The organism is Spirosoma humi (assembly GCF_054776575.1).
The window spans coordinates 188,420-205,278 of record NZ_BAAHBR010000004.1 but is presented as its reverse complement, the minus strand read 5'-3'; the positions used below and the strand labels follow the sequence as shown (position 1 = coordinate 205,278).

At 49.2% G+C, this 16,859-nt stretch carries 17 protein-coding genes; 8 read left to right on the top strand and 9 right to left on the bottom strand.

Features of this window, described 5'->3' with window-relative positions:
- Window positions 1-261: 261 nt before the first annotated feature.
- From ACYU8Y_RS06795 to ACYU8Y_RS06780, 4 genes are all read left to right on the top strand, one after another.
- Window positions 262-1,542 carry a metallophosphoesterase gene (locus ACYU8Y_RS06795; protein ID WP_460935511.1) on the top strand — a complete coding sequence of 427 codons (1,281 nt, stop codon included), beginning with the start codon at window positions 262-264 and terminating at the stop codon, window positions 1,540-1,542.
- 59 nt (window positions 1,543-1,601) lie between these two features.
- On the top strand, window positions 1,602-2,468 hold the full coding sequence (locus ACYU8Y_RS06790) for a dienelactone hydrolase family protein (RefSeq protein WP_460935509.1): 867 nt from the start codon (window positions 1,602-1,604) through the stop codon (window positions 2,466-2,468).
- A 193-nt stretch (window positions 2,469-2,661) separates the two neighbouring features.
- On the top strand, window positions 2,662-3,084 hold the full coding sequence (locus ACYU8Y_RS06785; protein ID WP_460935507.1) for a hypothetical protein: 423 nt from the start codon (window positions 2,662-2,664) through the stop codon (window positions 3,082-3,084).
- Window positions 3,085-3,142: 58 nt separating this feature from the next.
- The gene (locus tag ACYU8Y_RS06780) at window positions 3,143-3,457 is read left to right on the top strand and encodes a hypothetical protein (protein ID WP_460935505.1); all 315 of its coding nucleotides are present in this window, start codon (window positions 3,143-3,145) and stop codon (window positions 3,455-3,457) included.
- Between the two features lie 77 nt (window positions 3,458-3,534).
- Here ACYU8Y_RS06780 and ACYU8Y_RS06775 read toward each other — a convergent pair whose 3' ends face one another.
- A complete protein-coding gene (locus tag ACYU8Y_RS06775) occupies window positions 3,535-3,966 on the bottom strand; it encodes a gamma-glutamylcyclotransferase family protein (RefSeq protein ID WP_460935503.1) in 432 nt (143 codons plus the stop codon).
- Window positions 3,967-4,034: 68 nt separating this feature from the next.
- Between ACYU8Y_RS06775 and ACYU8Y_RS06770 the strand changes: the two genes are divergently transcribed.
- Complete coding sequence (locus ACYU8Y_RS06770; protein WP_460935501.1) at window positions 4,035-4,235, top strand: hypothetical protein; 201 nt, start codon at window positions 4,035-4,037, stop codon at window positions 4,233-4,235.
- A 262-nt stretch (window positions 4,236-4,497) separates the two neighbouring features.
- A complete protein-coding gene (typA, locus tag ACYU8Y_RS06765; protein WP_460935499.1) occupies window positions 4,498-6,312 on the top strand; it encodes a translational GTPase TypA in 1,815 nt (604 codons plus the stop codon).
- Between the two features lie 94 nt (window positions 6,313-6,406).
- On the opposite strand, the gene ACYU8Y_RS06760 is transcribed toward typA, so the two are convergent.
- From ACYU8Y_RS06760 to ACYU8Y_RS06725, 8 genes are all read right to left on the bottom strand, one after another.
- Window positions 6,407-6,604 carry a hypothetical protein gene (locus ACYU8Y_RS06760; RefSeq protein ID WP_460935497.1) on the bottom strand — a complete coding sequence of 66 codons (198 nt, stop codon included), beginning with the start codon at window positions 6,602-6,604 and terminating at the stop codon, window positions 6,407-6,409.
- Between the two features lie 69 nt (window positions 6,605-6,673).
- Window positions 6,674-7,255 (bottom strand): hypothetical protein, encoded by a 582-nt coding sequence (locus tag ACYU8Y_RS06755; protein ID WP_460935495.1) that lies wholly within the window; start codon window positions 7,253-7,255, stop codon window positions 6,674-6,676.
- Window positions 7,256-7,263: 8 nt separating this feature from the next.
- A complete protein-coding gene (locus ACYU8Y_RS06750) occupies window positions 7,264-8,553 on the bottom strand; it encodes an LVIVD repeat-containing protein (protein ID WP_460935493.1) in 1,290 nt (429 codons plus the stop codon).
- A gap of 190 nt (window positions 8,554-8,743) precedes the next feature.
- A complete protein-coding gene (locus tag ACYU8Y_RS06745) occupies window positions 8,744-9,187 on the bottom strand; it encodes an META domain-containing protein (protein WP_460935491.1) in 444 nt (147 codons plus the stop codon).
- The gene (locus tag ACYU8Y_RS06740) at window positions 9,184-10,443 is read right to left on the bottom strand and encodes a serpin family protein (protein ID WP_460935490.1); all 1,260 of its coding nucleotides are present in this window, start codon (window positions 10,441-10,443) and stop codon (window positions 9,184-9,186) included. Before ACYU8Y_RS06740 ends, ACYU8Y_RS06745 begins: the two co-directional genes overlap by 4 nt.
- A 58-nt stretch (window positions 10,444-10,501) precedes the next feature.
- Window positions 10,502-10,975, bottom strand: coding sequence for a hypothetical protein (locus ACYU8Y_RS06735; RefSeq protein ID WP_460935488.1), 474 nt, complete (start codon window positions 10,973-10,975; stop codon window positions 10,502-10,504).
- A 12-nt stretch (window positions 10,976-10,987) separates the two neighbouring features.
- A complete protein-coding gene (locus tag ACYU8Y_RS06730) occupies window positions 10,988-12,583 on the bottom strand; it encodes a hypothetical protein (RefSeq protein ID WP_460935486.1) in 1,596 nt (531 codons plus the stop codon).
- 14 nt (window positions 12,584-12,597) lie between these two features.
- The gene (locus ACYU8Y_RS06725) at window positions 12,598-13,167 is read right to left on the bottom strand and encodes an RNA polymerase sigma factor (protein ID WP_460935484.1); all 570 of its coding nucleotides are present in this window, start codon (window positions 13,165-13,167) and stop codon (window positions 12,598-12,600) included.
- 228 nt (window positions 13,168-13,395) lie between these two features.
- On the opposite strand from ACYU8Y_RS06725, the gene ACYU8Y_RS06720 reads away from it, so the two are divergent.
- The gene (locus ACYU8Y_RS06720) at window positions 13,396-13,563 is read left to right on the top strand and encodes a hypothetical protein (RefSeq protein ID WP_460935482.1); all 168 of its coding nucleotides are present in this window, start codon (window positions 13,396-13,398) and stop codon (window positions 13,561-13,563) included.
- A gap of 170 nt (window positions 13,564-13,733) precedes the next feature.
- Entirely contained in the window at window positions 13,734-16,811 is a 3,078-nt protein-coding gene (locus tag ACYU8Y_RS06715; protein WP_460935480.1) for a PVC-type heme-binding CxxCH protein, read from the top strand.
- Window positions 16,812-16,859: the final 48 nt, after the last annotated feature.

Genomic DNA, 16,859 nt, shown 5'->3' with positions numbered 1-16,859 from the left:
GGCATCATTTGTTTTCAGCGCATGTCACAAAAGTCTACCCAGCGAGTGTTTAGTCTATGGCAGGAGCGGTTCATAGCTCCACTTCATAACCAACGGCAGGTTTTCTACAGGTGCTATCCGTAAGTTGGAACACGTGTTATCATTGTTGGGTTATGCTCACGATAAGGCCACCAGACCAATATAAACAGGAGCCGTATTAATAGACGCAACTACATACCAAAATACATCCCCTTACTTCCGCAGAAATACGAACAAGAATCCATGAATCGGACCACTTTATTTTTCATACTCCCCGCTATTCTGCTCCTGATCGACTGGTATGTTTTTCAGGCTGTCAAAACGCTCAGCCGGTCGGCAACTGAAGGGACACAACGCATAATCGCTATCGCTTTCTGGGGCTTTACTGCCCTTTCGTTGCTGATGTACATCATTATGCAACTGCTGCCGCCCGATTCTATCAGCCGGAACACACGCACATTTCTATGGGCGTTTATTGCAATCCCCTATTTCTCAAAAATCTTCGCCGTACTGATTATTCTGATCGATGATATCGGCCGGTTTTTCCGGTGGGTTGTTTCGCTTTTCTATAAGCCCGAAGTCCGCGAAGCTGTTGAGGATACAACCCGAAAAACGATGCCCGCTACGGACACAATTACCCGCTCCGATTTTCTGATGAAAACGGCTTTAGTGGTCGGTGCTGTACCCCTGGTTGGGTTTAGCTGGGGCATTTTGTCTGGAGCACACGACTATCGCATCCGACGTGTCAAGTTACCGCTTAAAAACCTGCCCTCCGGTTTTAACGGCATGACCATCGCGCAGATTTCGGATATTCATTCAGGTAGCTTTTTTAATAAAACAGCGGTGAAAGGGGGTGTCGAAATGCTCCTTGGGCAGAAACCCGATATGGTGTTTTTTACCGGAGATCTGGTCAACAGCCACGCTGATGAAGTCAACAGTTATATCGATGTATTCAATAAAGTAAAAGCGCCTATGGGCGTTTACTCGACTCTGGGCAACCACGACTACGGCAAATATGTACAGTGGCCGAGCGCCCAGGCCGAACGTCAGAACGTACTGAACGTGATAGCTGCTCACAAGCAGATGGGCTGGAATATTATGCTGGACGAGAACAAGATTCTGGAACAGAACGGCGATAAAATTGCGCTCATTGGGGTTCAAAACCTTGGCTTTGGCCCAGCGGCATTGCGGGCCGGTAATCTCGCGAAAGCGTATGAAGGCACGCAAGATTATCCCGTTAAACTCCTGCTGTCCCATGATCCCACACACTGGGATGCCGAAGTTCGTCCTAAATACCCGGATATCGATGTTCAGTTTAGTGGTCATACCCATGGTGCTCAGTTTGGGGTTGACCTGGGTGATGTGAAATGGAGTCCGGCTCAGTATTTCTACAAACAGTGGGCCGGGTTATACCAGGATGGTGATCAGCGCCTGTATGTAAACCGGGGATATGGTTATATCGGCTATCCGGGCCGGGTCGGTATTTTGCCGGAGATCACTATTTTTGAGCTGGTTAAGGCTTAATAGCCTAACTAATCGACTACTCATTCAGTTACCCTACTCGATAAACCATCACATACATCATGAAAATTGTATTTATTACCGGACTCTCTTTTTTTATGTCGCTGTTTTCGTATCTGAAACCAGCACAGCCTCAGGAAACGGCTATTCCACTTTGCCACACAACCGATTCGCCGGGCAATGATATGTCGGCTATGGCGGCCGATCCGGCATTCCAACGCCTTCACGAAGCTCCCCTACCCTTTATCTACACGGGAGCGGGTGAGATGATTAAATTTTCGACGCCGGATGGCCAGTCAGCAAATGGATTTCTGCTAAAAGCTAAAAAGCCATCGAACAAATGGCTCCTGGTTTATCAGGAATGGTGGGGACTGAATGACAATATCAAACAACAGTCAGAAACGTTTTACAACGATCTCAAAGATGTGAATGTGCTGGCAGTTGATATGTATGATGGAAAAGTAGCTACTGAACCTGCTGAAGCAGGCAAACTAATGCAGGGAGCCAGCAAAGACCGGCTTATGAGCATCCAGAAAGGCGCCATTGCCTATGCAGGACCTAAAGCTGAATTTGCCAGTGTCGGCTGGTGTTTTGGCGGCATGTTATCCCTTCAATCAGCCATGCTGGAAGGCAAACAGGCCAAAGGATGTGTCATGTACTACGGTCGGCCGGAGCAGGATGTTGAAAAACTGAAAACACTTAATACAGATGTATTGGGCTTCTTCGGTAGTCAGGACAAGGGCATCTCACCAGAATCCGTCAAGACTTTCGAAGAGAACATGGCGAAAGCTGGTGAAAAAGTGACGGTGAAAATGTACGATGCTGGTCATGGTTTTGCTAATCCAAGCAACCCGGTTTATAACAAAGAAGCTGCGGCCGACGCGTACAAACTTGCGCTGGCTTATCTGAAAGACAAGCTGAAAGCGTAAGAAGGGAAGGTTAACGAAAATGGTGAGTAATGAAGTGGCTGGCAAATACATACTGTAGTTGCCAGCCACTTACCGTTATAGAGATGCCAGCCAGGCCTTTAATAAAACTTTAACTACTCTCTACTCGTTTTGATTAAACGCTGAAGCCTATAAACTGTCTAACCAACAAATCGGGTGAAAACCTGCTACAGCGATGAAAACGACGAAGTTGAGTGGACTTATAACCGGGCTGTTACTGGGTGTAGCGACGGTCAGTTTTGGCCAGGTCTACGGACCGGGGTACCCGAATGGAAACGGATACAACCAGAATTACCCAAATGGGAATGGGTACGGTCAAAATTATCCCAACCAGAATTACCCAAATGGATACAATAACGGGTACAACCAGGGCTATCCAAACGGATACGGTCAAGCTTATCCAAATGGATATGGGTCTTATAACCAATATGGTCAGCCCTACCCGTACCGTCAGCAGGTTGTCATTTTGCCACCCCGTGTCGTTGTTGTACCACCACCGGTTGTTGTAAGGCCTCCGATTTATGTCAGACCCTACCCCGGTTACGGCTATGGTTTTGGCCATGGCGGACACAGAGGTGGTTACGGCCGTCGCTGGTAAGCGAAAGTACAGGTGACAAGTAATGGTTTAAGGCATCAATAGTAAAAACGGAAAAATCATGAAAACGATAAAAGTTCTGCCTTTTTTGATCGCGGGTTTATTAGTTGTTTTAATGACTAGTTGCGGTCCTTCTTATGTAAGTACGGGTGTTGGTTACGGTCCTGGTTATTATGGTGCTCGTCCTTATTACGGCTATGGATACAGGCCCTATGGGTATTACAGCCCCCCGGTTGTTGTTCGCCCACCCGTTGTGGTTAGGCCTCGGTATTACTCCCCCGCCCCCCGTTATTATGGCGGTAGCCCTCGTGGTGGCTACAATGGCGGTAGAAGTGGCGGTTACAGCGGAGGTGGTCGTTCGCGCGGACCAAGATAATCCTGGTACTTTGTACTAATAAAATGGGTGCTACAGTCTGGACTGTAGCACCCATTTTATTAACGCCGATTGATACCTCAGGCAGGCCAGACAAAAGGCTTGCCAATGTGCACAGAATAATCGCCCGATTCAATCAGGGGCTTGTCATCCGTCTGTAAATTGTAGAGGTAAATCCAGCAGTCGGTCGTACCCCCGTTGAATTGAACGGGAATGATCGCTCTAACATATTCGGTCGGTTGCTCAAACTGGTCACCAACGCCTTCGTAATAGTCGAGATAAGTAAGTATCGCTTCTTTTTGATTCTTTATTTCGAAGACCGAACCATGCACATGCGTATTGCTATTTTCCTGATAAACAGCGCCTGGGTAACTTCCCATATCGAATGACTGACCTGAAAATGAGCCTTCGCCTACGTAGCGGCCCCGTTGGCGCAGATACTGGGAAAACGTGTTATCGAAAGGTGGGCGGAGGGTGCCGTAAACGATCAGGAAGTCAGGGTTGTAGGTCATTTAATAAAAAATGGATGGCCGTGCGACGAAAATAGGGTATTTGACGTTAGATAGAAAATGCACTGGTTATGAAAAAGACAAAAATCATTCTACTGATGGCGGCATCGCTCGTGCTGATCAACGTACCGCTGGAAACGATGGCGTCTAAAAATACAACTGAACAAACGGCTATCGGGCGTAAACGAAAAGGCTATAAACCCAAGCGCGGAGGGCTGTTTAACACAGGACTTTTTCGCAAGAAAAATGGCTGTGGCTGTCCGAATCATTAAGCAATTGTTAAGAAATTGTATTTATATCATAGCCAGGCCCATCCATGGGCCTTTTTTCGTTAAATTACTTGTAAAAATCTGTGTTTCAGCGTAAAATTTCGTACCTTTGCGGCTTGAAATACCTGAACCGCACCGGTAAACCGGTAAAAATTTATTTGATTTTTCATGATTCTCATGATTGCTCATAAACGGGTTCAGACAGATACAATCAAATCATGAAAGTCAAACGAATCAGGATACACCTGGTTCAGACAACACTTGTATGCAATCAATTCGCAATATAGCAATCATCGCTCACGTTGACCACGGCAAAACGACCCTGGTCGACAAGATTATTCACGCGTCCAAGCTCTTTCGGGATAACCAGGAATTTGGGGACCTGATTCTGGATAACAACGACCTCGAACGTGAACGGGGTATTACGATCGTTTCCAAAAACGTATCGGTACGGTACAAAGATGTTAAGATTAACATCATCGATACCCCAGGCCACAGTGACTTTGGCGGTGAAGTTGAGCGTGTTCTGAAAATGGCCGATGGTGTTTGTTTGCTGGTCGATGCTTTTGAAGGAGCCATGCCACAAACTCGTTTTGTACTGGGTAAAGCCCTGCAACTGGGCCTGAAGCCAATCGTTATTGTAAACAAGGTCGACAAAGAGAACTGCCGCCCTGAGGAAGTACACGAACAGGTTTTCGATTTGATGTTCAACCTGGGCGCTACCGAAGACCAATTGGATTTTCCGACCGTTTACGGGTCGTCGAAGCAGGGCTGGATGGGGCCAGATTGGAAAACACCAACCGACAACATCACCTATTTACTCGACACGATCGTTGAGAACATTCCGCCTGCGCCGATGAACGAAGGGTTGCCTCAGATGCAGATCACATCGCTGGATTATTCGGCTTTCGTAGGTCGGATCGCTATCGGACGGGTGCATCGTGGAACCTTGAAAGAAGGTGCTAACATGGCCCTTGTAAAATCAGACGGTTCAGTTAAGAAAGTAAAAATTAAAGAGTTACAGACTTTTGAAGGACTTGGTAAACTGAAAGTAGCCGAAGTTCAATGTGGCGACATATGTGCTGTTACGGGGCTTGAAGAGTTTGAGATTGGTGATACGCTGACCGACGCCGAAAAACCCGAAGCACTCGATCGTATTTCGGTAGATGAGCCAACCATGAACATGTTGTTCACGATCAACAACTCGCCTTTCTTCGGCAAAGAAGGTAAGTTCGTTACATCGCGTCACCTGCGTGATCGGCTCTACAAAGAAATCGAAAAGAACCTGGCCTTGCGCGTAGAAACAACCGACAGTGAAGACCGATTCCTGGTCTACGGTCGGGGTATTCTTCACTTGTCCGTTCTGATCGAAACCATGCGTCGTGAAGGATACGAATTGCAGGTTGGTCAGCCTCAGGTGTTGTACAAAGAAGACGAAAACGGCCATAAACTGGAGCCAATCGAAACACTCGTGGTCGACGTTCCGGAAGAAACCGCCGGAAAAGTGATCGAATTGGCTACCCAACGTAAGGGCGAACTGCTGATCATGGAGCCGAAAGGCGATCTGCAACACCTGGAGTTCGATATTCCATCACGTGGCCTGATCGGCCTGCGGTCGAATGTTCTGACGGCAACCTTCGGGGAAGCGGTTATGAGCCACCGGTTCAAAGAATACCAGGAATACAAAGGGCCAATCCCTGAGCGGATCAACGGTTCGTTGATTTCGATGACCAGCGGTTCGGCTACCGCTTATTCGATTGATAAACTTCAGGATCGTGGATCGTTCTTTATTGAACCAGGTGACGAAATTTATACGGGTCAGGTAATTGGCGAGCACAACCGTCAGAACGACATTGTTGTTAACGTGATCACGGCCAAGCAGTTGACGAACATGCGGGCTTCGGGTTCGGATAACAACGTGAAAATTGCGCCAAAAATCTCGTTCTCCCTTGAAGAGAACATGGAGTATATTCAGAAAGACGAATACCTAGAAGTAACGCCGAAGTCGATGCGGATTCGTAAGATTTACCTCGACGAAAACGAGCGCAAACGCAATCAGAGCAAATTCGCAATGGCGTAATCAGCCGCCGAATTAGTAAGGTTTATCGCCTATAAAAAGAAGCCCCGCCTGAGCAATCAGGCGGGGCTTCTTTTTGTAATTCAGCGAGTTAATCTCAGAATGTAAAGTACTTATCTGTTCTGAATGCAAAAGCAGGTAATGTTTTGAAAGGAAATACAGTTGCTGGTTTTGCAGACGTTTCGAGTGCTGTTTGTGTCGTTTTAGTATCGACAAACGTAGAGTGCCGATGAACGTGGTAATAACCAGCTACAAACAGCGAACCGCCAATAACTGATAGGGCAATTTTTTTCATAGTGTATTGAGTAGAATTCATGAATGATGTGTCTACTGTTGCTATTAACAGAAACTAAGTGAATTTGTTTCAAAAAGAGACTCCCATCCGAAAACAAAGTCGGTTGTAAACTCGGTGCTCATCCCGTTCAATATCATTGCCAACGATTGGTTTTTGGACATCGATAACTTGCCGTTTATAGGTAATGGACAGCAAAAAGGCATTGGTCGATGGCTTACCGACTCGCAAAGCTAGGCCCGGATTGAGCATCAACCCGCCTTTTAGTTCGTAACCGGTTGAGCTTTTATTAAGCCAGGTAAATCCATACCCAGCGTCGGCAATGGCGAGCAAACGCACGTTTCGATAAGGATTCCGGGCAAAATCGAATCGTAATCCGGCACCGACTGGCATAACCAGCGCGGCTTTATACCAATCAATTCCTACCAGCCCGCCTACGGCTAGCCGTCGACTTACCTGAACACCGTTGAAAGTCTGCGCCGTGAAGCTTAGTTTGTTTTCCACTAACTGCGCCGTCGATGTGCCGGAAGCGACCCGGCCAAAGAGCCCGCCCAGCTCCGTATAGTTGACATAGATGGGCGGGTGAGAAACAGGTTGAGCCAGGGCTCGCCCACAAACCAACAGGCTTGTTATCAACACATAAAGTTGTTTCATACCCGTACTCAGTAATAGGATGGACGACGGATCGGAATATGACTCAGCGGCCGCAATTGACGTGGATTGCTGGCGTCGAACTGGTAGAAACCATCTTTGCCAATCATCAGCAGCGATTTCTCCAGCGGAATTACATCAAACGCATTTAAATCCTCGATATGCTGCAATAGCTTCACGCTCATGGCATCGGCTACGTCGAGCGATTTAAGTCCATAGGCGCCCTCACAAATGAACAGATTAGGGTACGAAACGCCCAGTCCATGTGGGTTGCGCATCGGGTAGCTTTTGAGCAGACGCGGGTTTGTTAAATCTGAGACATCAACGATGTCGAGTTGATTCGTGAAGCCACCACATTGATTGCCTGAGCGCAGCGTTACATAAGCCAGATTATCATGCACCACAACCGGATCGCACACGCGCGCGTGTTGAAAAACTGACAGGCGCTCGGGTTTCTCGGGATTTGTATTATCGTAAATGAACATGCCCGTTTGCGAGCCAATGAACAGTTTATCCTTGTAAGGGAAAATTGTTTCAATTCCCCAACCCATTTGTATGGCATTGCCAACCTTCGGCTGAGCCGGATTCTTGATATTGAACAACTGCATCGTCGACTGACTAACGGTGTAGAGGTAATCATTGTAAAGGGCAAAACGGGCCATTGACCCGGCCACACCGTTCGTCGTCGAACCTCCGGAGGATTTATCAGACCCCGCCGAGCTTGCCTGCGCATTGAAGAAAACGCCCGTTACCCATCCGCCAGTTGGGTTGACGTTCTCTTCACAGTTGGTGTCAATTGTCTCGGTTACGTAGCTGACCTTCTGGTCATACACCAGTTGGCTGGTGTTGTCAAAACTCCACCAGCCGCCTTCAAACGAGCCGTTGGGAAATACATTGGGCACCCGGTTTATGGCCTGTACCGCAGATGGATTGCTGATGTCGAACGCTACCAGATCCATGTAGCTGTCAGCATACAATATGTTGTCGCGAATGGCCATGTCGCCATTACCGGGAATTCGGACAAACGCGACTGGCGTCGGGGCAGCCGGGTTGCGGTTGTCGATAATGTGAATTCCTTCTTTCAGTTCATTAATGAACAGATACTGATCTTTGGTGTAAATTTTACCTGGATTTACCAAGGCCTGGGGAGGCACAATCTGAATACCTTGCCGGAGCTGATTAGCCGTGAACGTAACGGGTGTGTAACGCCGGTACGTTCGGGTTTCCTGGCAGTTGTCGGTACAACCCCACAACGATAAAAACGGAAATGTAAAGAGAAGCAGTAGACGGTTCGTTTTCATAGATACAGGTGTTAGGATTTATGACTACGATTCTACGAATCGTAAAAGCGTTGTAAATCAGCATAAAAAAATTGCCCGGCTGTCCTGATTACGGCCGGGCAATATTGATCTTACACAAAAAGTTAGCAAGTATTATCGTTGATGTGAATCTGTAGAAGCGGGAATAAGGCTCTTAGAGAATCACACAAATTCAATTCATTCTCTCATACACCATTACATGCGGTTGTGCCCCGCCGTGGTAAAGGCGTAGCTGGTCGTTCGTTGTTACCTCGTACCGAACGGCGGCTTTCAGGTTTGTGAAGTACGCTTGTTCAAATGCCATATCGTCGGGCGGTCCTGCCACATGGGTATTAGCCAGGTTTTCGGCCACCAACACGCCGTCCAGTGTAGCAAACAGCCGTAGCGTGTACGTATTTACTGATGCCTTCCCGTTAGCCAGAAAGGGCGTAATATCGTGGGGCGGGTTGGCGGTATCATAAGCAAATTGCAAAGTCACGGCATACGAGGAGTCGGGTTGGATAAGACGCCAGGTGCCAATCAGTTTTGCAATTTTTGGGGCTACTGTGGCTTCTTTCTGGCTACACTGGCTGGTCAATAACAGGAGTAGCAGAAAAGCAATCGTTGCGTTTTTCATGAACTGGCTTTAGTCGGGTCGGCAATTTTACCGACAAATAACACAGTTCCTGTGCTTTTTTCATGAATAACGAACACAAAGGGCCGGTCACAAAGCGTTGGCATTGGCACCGATGTCGTTGAAACGCCACCCGTTGTAACCGCAGCCGCTTCTGTACCCTGCTCATCCACAGCCACAAAGGTATTTTGCTTCACGAAACTCAACGTCAGGCCTCCCTTACTGTTAATCTTCGTGAAATCGGCGCGGTCAGTAAAGGCCGTTGGCATACCCATTGTCGTGAGCGCTTTGTTCAGATTGATTTCGTAGGTAAGCGTGAACTTGGGCAAGCCGATATCGAACATACCCAACGTCATATCGTTTTGTAACTGCGCCCACTCAACGCTGGTCATATTGCTGATGACGGCGTCGGCCGTCGTGCTTTCGGCAGGCAGCAGAACCGTCATGACATATCCGGGCCCATCCGTACGAGCAGTGCCATAGGGTAATTCAAAAGCTGTATAAGTATCCCGAAAGGCCCGGTTCAATTTGCTGTTAAGGCGCATCATACGGACGTTTGTTGTCGCATCAGTTCCCAGCTTAAAAGGCGAGTCGATGGTTTTGGCTGGATCGAACCGAGTTTGCCAGTCGCCTTTGACATACAGCGCATTCAGCAAAAACAGGACATTGTCGGGCTGTATCTGATCGATTACCTTCGGGATTTTACCATTTGTGTGCTGACTGGCCCATCTATTAATGGTACCGACTGTAGCTGGATTCGTAAAATCCTGTGCCGACACTTCAGCGTTGAACGTCTGTTTCAGCAAATCCTGAAAGGAGTTTTCAACCGAAAACGTGTTTCGGTACCAGACCGAGTTCGCCAGCGTGAGCGTAACCTTCGGGTCAGCTTTGGGCAGGTTCGTCATCAGGTTATTATACGTCGCATTCGCTTCGGCCAGCGTTTGGGCATCCAGATGAAGTGTTTTCTGAATTTCCTGGGCTGTCTGGCCATTGGCTCCGTTCATCAGCATGCCTAATGCGATATGAAGGCTTAGGGGCGAAATAAAGACATTCTTGGCCTGCCCTTCGTCGGCATTCACCTGTTTTGCCAGATCAAAAGCAAATTGATTCGTTTGATTGGCGAAGGGAGCGGATACCCGTAATTCGCTGGGTGTATTCGCGTTTGACGACGGATCGAGCGTTGCCGTATTGCAGCTAATTGCCATCAGCATCATACTGAGGGTAGCAGCGGTCGTTGCGGAAAAAAAGGTCAGTTTCATAGGGATAGTTGGATAAGCTTTTAGCTGTTTAGACAATTCCCAAAATTCTCTACTCTCTTTATGGGCACTCGTCGAACGCCTTGCGTTGACTACGTAGCGCGCTGACCAGCGATTCAAAGCCCGGAATCGTTTGGCCGTATTCAAACGTTACCCGGTGTTTCTGATCGCCAAGTTGTAACTCAATGTATTCGGCACCGCCGTCGGCACAATCGGGGCAACCTAATCGTTCGGGCTGCTTACGGAAAGCGTCCAGATCAGCCATCGCTTTTAGTGAATCCCAACTGGCCTGATCAATCGTTTTCTGGCAGCTTTTCGGCGACGTTTGCGTTCTGCTGCGGTTAATCGTGGTCAAATCGACACTGGTGCCGTTGAAAACGTAGTCTTTTACGCAATACCCAACACACATGCCAAATGAAGAGCCCGTGCGGATTGTCAGCGGATCGGTCGATGTGCGTTCTTCCGAGGAGACGGTTGTTGGATTACACCGCCCCAGAATCATCATAAACAGTAGGGTAATGCCCGTCAGTTTCATAATTACAAAGGATTAAAAATGATAATCGACACCAAAACTCATACCAGCTGAGGTAGGGCGACCCTGCACCTGAGCATCCGCTTTTGTGCTCGATTCAAGCGCTGGTTGATACATACCTGCTATGGACGCCGACCACTGGCGCGTTGGCCGATACCGTAAGCGAGCCCCCATCGTAGCCGCCAGAGACACCGGGCGGTAAACCCCATCTTTGTTTGTGACTACCAACGCATCGCCTACTGTATTTTTAACGAAAATGTTGGTTAACAGTCCCCCAATCACGGCCATGCTCAGCTTCTTGCGAGGCCGTAACTGATAACCCACCTGAACCGGAACCTGCACATATTGATAGTCATTGTTTACCGTCTGAATGGTCTGGTTCGCCGAGGGTACGTAAGATGGAGATACATACGCTATCGTGTTGTTATAACTGGCTTGTGGGGCATTATTGGCGAATTTAACGTTTTGTGAACTGTTGCGGAGCGCATCGATGTAAGCGTTGCCGCCCGTTCCAATGCGGTTTGCCAGCAAATCCATCTGACCCGTCGCCAAGGATTGTCCTGTAGTCTCGACGGTAGCATGTCCCGACAAATAACCTATTCCTGACTCAACTGACCAACGTTCGCTTAACTGGACGCCCGCTCCGGCCTGGTAAGCCATGGAGTAGTTTGCCCGGCTACTCACCGACGATTGAGAAGACACGTTGGCCGATGCAAGCGCCGTATTTGAGAAGGACGATTGCATCGATCGCACGGATACCATTGGATTGAACGATCCTGGCATCATATTCACCGACGCCCACAATTCCCGCGGCTGCCGCTTCGATTTATTGACCTCCGGCTCTGTCTCTAAGTCCATCGGCCGTATCCATACTATCCGTTGAATGGAACCTGGTCGGCGCATACGCAGCGGCTTTCCAATCAGTTTGTTGAAAACGACGGTATTTTGAACGGACGCATCGGTAGCGATGAAGGATTGGCTACCCGATGGATAGGAGGTTGTTGCCGTCAAATTCGATGAACGTCTGGACTCAGGGTGCTCCAGTGTTTGTTGCGCTGCTGAGGCAGCCATCAATACGGTTGGACCATGCTGAGAATGACCACCGCGCGCCGACTTTGGATCCGTCTGTGCAACCAATGGCTGTGCATTTTGTGCCGCTGTAGCGGCCGCCCGGCTTCTCAAACCATTGATCGGCTGTGCTGATTTAACTACTGACTTAGCCGTGGTGGAGGCAACCGCGTCGGTCTGGGCACGACGTGCATGGCTGGTTGGCGAGGCATCAGTCGCTGTTGATGGCTCACTGTGTGAATTGGCAACGTTGTTGGCCTGATCAATAGGTTGCTCCTGGGCTGCCAATTGTTTCGTTGATTGGAAATTGACAGCCCACCAGCCAACAAGGAGCAAAGCTACCGCAGCCGCCATTCCTGCACCCCAGATCAACGACCGCGACGAAGCCAGTCCCGTTCCCCAGAGCGGTAAAACCTTCGGCCCGCTGGACTCATCCAGGCGCTGCTCAATAGTACCCCAGACACGTGGCGGAGGCATTTCAGAGGCATCCTCGAATGTCTTTCGCCAAAAGTCGTCGGATAAGTTCTTATCTAATTCATCCATTTTAGTATTGTCGTTCAAAGTGGGCTACCTTGGGCGGGGTGCCCATCGGCAAACCGTTTGTCAGCTTGTATTTTTTGTTGCAATAGGCTTCTGGCCCTTGAATATTGTGATTTGGACGTTCCCTCGGCTATATCGAGCAACTCCGCAATTTCGGGGTGATTGTAACCTTCAATTGCGTACAGGTTGAAGACCGCCCGGCAACCGGGGGGTAATTCCTGAATCAGTTGCAGCAGATACTGGTAATTCAGCGCGGGCAAGCTCTCATCGGCTTGTGGTAGTATGGGTGCCAGTTCCTGCACATCGGCGGTATTTTCCCACGGCTTCTGTTTGCGTATGGCTTTTAGCGCTGTATTTATGACAATTCGTTTTAACCAGGCTTCCAGTGGGCACTCAAACCGAAAGGAGTCGATGTGTTTGTAAATCTTCACAAAGGCGTCCTGCAAAATATCTTCCGCTTCGTCAGGGTCACGTATATATCGTTTACAAACGACAAAGAGCTTCCCGGCAAACCGCTCATAGAGCCGTCGCTGCACAATTCGGTCCTGCCGTCGGCACCCTTCAACTAATTCGTATTCATCCTGCATAGCAACGTTGACCCTTCAATGACCTCATTTCCACTCAAACCGTTGTAAGGTCTATAAAATTTTTTCATAATTCCGGTTGCCTGCATTCCTTACCCCATGCCTGGTTGCGTTCTAGTTAGCATAGGTAGGGATTTTATTGACATGCAAAAGAGTGATAGTAGTTTTAAGGTAGTTAATGTTGGATATTTTGTGGATACGTATCTTTGAGAACTTTATCAATTGCTCCCTGTGACTCGTCGAGATGCCATTTGTTACTCACTCAGCGCTGGCTTGACGGCGTTGCGGTACCCGGCTTCTGTTGCAACAAAAATAGGGAAAGCCCAATGCCAGATTGGCGACTGCGATTGGTCGATTGAGCCAGCGGATGATGCACAGGCGTTTGCGATGGCTAAATAAATGGGGCTAGATGCCGGGGAGGAGTTATGGGAAACAGTAGGACTGTGCGAGGTTTGTTCAGGTAAGGATTCGATGGGGCAGTTTGGGGTTTATTATCTGTATGTCTATCCGGTCGGCCGATTTGGCCGCAGGGATGATAAAACAAGCCGTTTTTAGCTATAAATTAACAAATGAAGGTAACGTTTTCGTTTAACTCTCTTCCAGTCGTTTTGACAACGCTTGGATTCTTATATCTGGCAGGTACCACGTTTGGACCAGCCAATCAGTTTGTTCCGCTCTCGTCTGGTTATGAACCGTCTCAGCAGCAAAATAGTGTATTGCTGGCTGATTCAACTACACTCTACCTGCCCAACGACCTGGAGGCAACGCTCTGGGCAGAGTCCCCCATGGTTTACAACCCTACCAGCATGGATATCGACGCCAAAGGGCGGGTGTGGATTACGGAGGCCGTCAATTACCGAAAATTCAATAATAAAGCTGAGAGTCATCTCGATTACCCCGAAGGCGAACGCATTGTCATTCTGGAAGATACCAACGGCGATGGCAAAGCGGATGACAGTAAGGTGTTCGTAACCGATCCGGAGTTGGTGTCGCCTATGGGTATTGCCGTTATTGGCAACAAAGTTATTGTTTCCTGCGCCCCGAATCTGATCGTTTATACGGATGAAAATGGCGATGATAAGCCCGACAAGAAAGAGATTATGTTAGCCGGGTTTGGTGGCCTGGACCACGACCATGCGCTTCATGCCCTGGTCGCTGGCCCCGACGGTAAATACTATTTCAACACCGGAAACGCTGGTCCGCACATCATCACCGACAAGGACGGCTGGACGCTCCGCTCGGGGAGCCTGTATGTTGGCGGAACACCTTATAACAAACGTAACCATGGCAATCAGGTGAGTGACGATGGGCGTGTCTGGACAGGAGGAATGGCGCTGCGTATCGATCCGGACGGCTCAAACCTGAAAGTGATGGCCCATAATTTTCGTAATAATTACGAAACTACGCTGGATTCGTATGGTAACATGTGGCAGAATGATAACGATGATGAGGTGATGGCCTGCCGTACCAGCTTTCTGATGGAGGGGGCTAATGCCGGGTATTTCAGTAGCGACGGTACTCGTTCCTGGCAGGGTGATCAACGGCCGGGTCAATCGGTTCCCATCGCACACTGGCATCAGGAAGATCCCGGTGTCATGCCCGCTGGTGATATTACGGGAGCGGGCTCACCGACGGGCATGGTTGTTTACGAAGGCGATGAGCTTGGCCCACAGTACCGGGGTATGTTGCTGAGCGCCGACGCGGGCCGGAATGTAATTTTCGGCTACAAGCCAGAACCCGCGGGTGCCGGTTTTCGACTTTCCCGTACTGATTTTATCAGCACCTTTCCCGAAGTAGACGCTAACTACAAGTGGAATGCCAGGACAAATGATCCCCGGAAATGGTTTCGCCCCAGCGACGTAACCATTGGTACGGATGGGGCTATCTATATCGCGGACTGGTATGACCCCGTTGTGGGCGGTCATCAGATGCAGGATCGTAAAGGATACGGTCGTATCTATCGCATCACGCCCAAAGGTAAAAAGCTGAAAACCCCTAAAATAGATCTGCGCACGACACAAGGGCAGATTGCAGCCCTTCTGAATCCGGCTGTAAACGTTCGTATGCTTGGCTTCGAGGCCCTGGCTGAACAGGGTGAAAAGGCGGTAGAACCCGTTATGGCGTTGCTGTCTTCGTCCAATCCATACCACCGCTCGCGGGCTATTTTTCTATTGGCTCAACTGGGCGCCGAGGGCCAATTTGAGGTCGAGCGCTTACTAAAGGCCATCGATGCGCCCGTACGGGTTACCGCTTTGCAGGCCTTGCGGAGTATTACGCCGGAAAACTCCAAATCCATTCCGGCCTTGACGGCGTCTCAACGGGCTTTGCTGCCGTTAATGGGCAACCTGTCTGTAGACCGGAGCGCGGCTGTTCGGCGCGAAGTTGCTATTGCCCTGCGCGATGTTCCTTTCGACGAATGCAAATACATGCTCATCAACCTGGCGAAGGGATATGATGGGCAGGATCGGTGGTATCTGGACGCGCTCGGTAAGGCGGCCGATGGAAAAGAAGAAGCCCTATTCTTTGAGCTTCGTCAGACAATGCCCGAAGATCCTACAAAATGGGATCAAAAAACGGCTGATATTGTCTGGGAATTACATCCGCCATCGGCCGTAACGCTCCTGAAAAAGCGCGCCGATAGTCCATCACTTACGGCGGAAGCCCGTAAACAGGCTATTGTTACCCTTGGCTTCATTAAGAGTAAACCCGCTGCGTTGGCCATGATCGATTTGTCGAAATCAGCGGATAAGGACGTGGCAGATCAGGCAACCTACTGGATGGGTTTCCGCCGGGGTAACGATTGGGCCAAGTTGCTGAATTGGGAAGATATAATGCCTACCAAGGTATCTGCACATGAGCAGAAAATGCTGGCTAACCGGCAGACTTTGCTGGACGAGAACAAAACGGATGCTGACAAGCGGAAGATTGCCCTGGAAATGGCTCGTGATCCAGAAGGTGGACGGATTCTGGTTGGCTTAGCGTCCGATAAAAAGCTGTCGGACAGGCTGATAAAAGCCATAACGCCAACGATTTTAAAAAACCCGGATCAGAGTGTCCGGACGATGGCAAAAGAATACTTCTCGACGAAACAGGAGGCACCGGCCGTTACAGAAACAGCGTCGGTCAGTGCAAAACCGGTTCAACCAGCCGTTGCTGAATCGACGTCCGTCAAACGAACCGAGGCTCCTGCCAGCGTCACGACCAGTTCAGACCCGCTCATTGCGCAAATTGCTATGCTGTCGGGCGATGAAAAATCGGGCCGGACGGTATTTAAAGCCAACTGTGCGACTTGCCACCGGCATGGGCAGCAGGGCAACGATGTTGGCCCGGAGCTAACCAATATCCACCAGAAGTTTGATAAAAGCGGGTTGCTGGATGCCATCGTCCATCCGAGTGCGAGCATTGCCTTTGGGTACGAACCCTGGCTCATTACGACCCGGAAAGGCCAGACCTTTTACGGTTTCCTGGTCAGTGATGGCGAACAATCGGTTGTCGTAAAAGGCATAAAAGGACAGAAACACACCATTCCAACCGGCGAAATTTTTTCGCGTCGACAGTACAGGAGTAGCCTCATGCCCGATCCTGTTGCCCTGGGTTTGAGCAATCAGCAACTGGCTGATTTAACGGCATTTCTGATGAAGCAGTAAGCCGCTCACAAGAACACCGGGTTAATTGATTCAAACCAGGCGACCCGG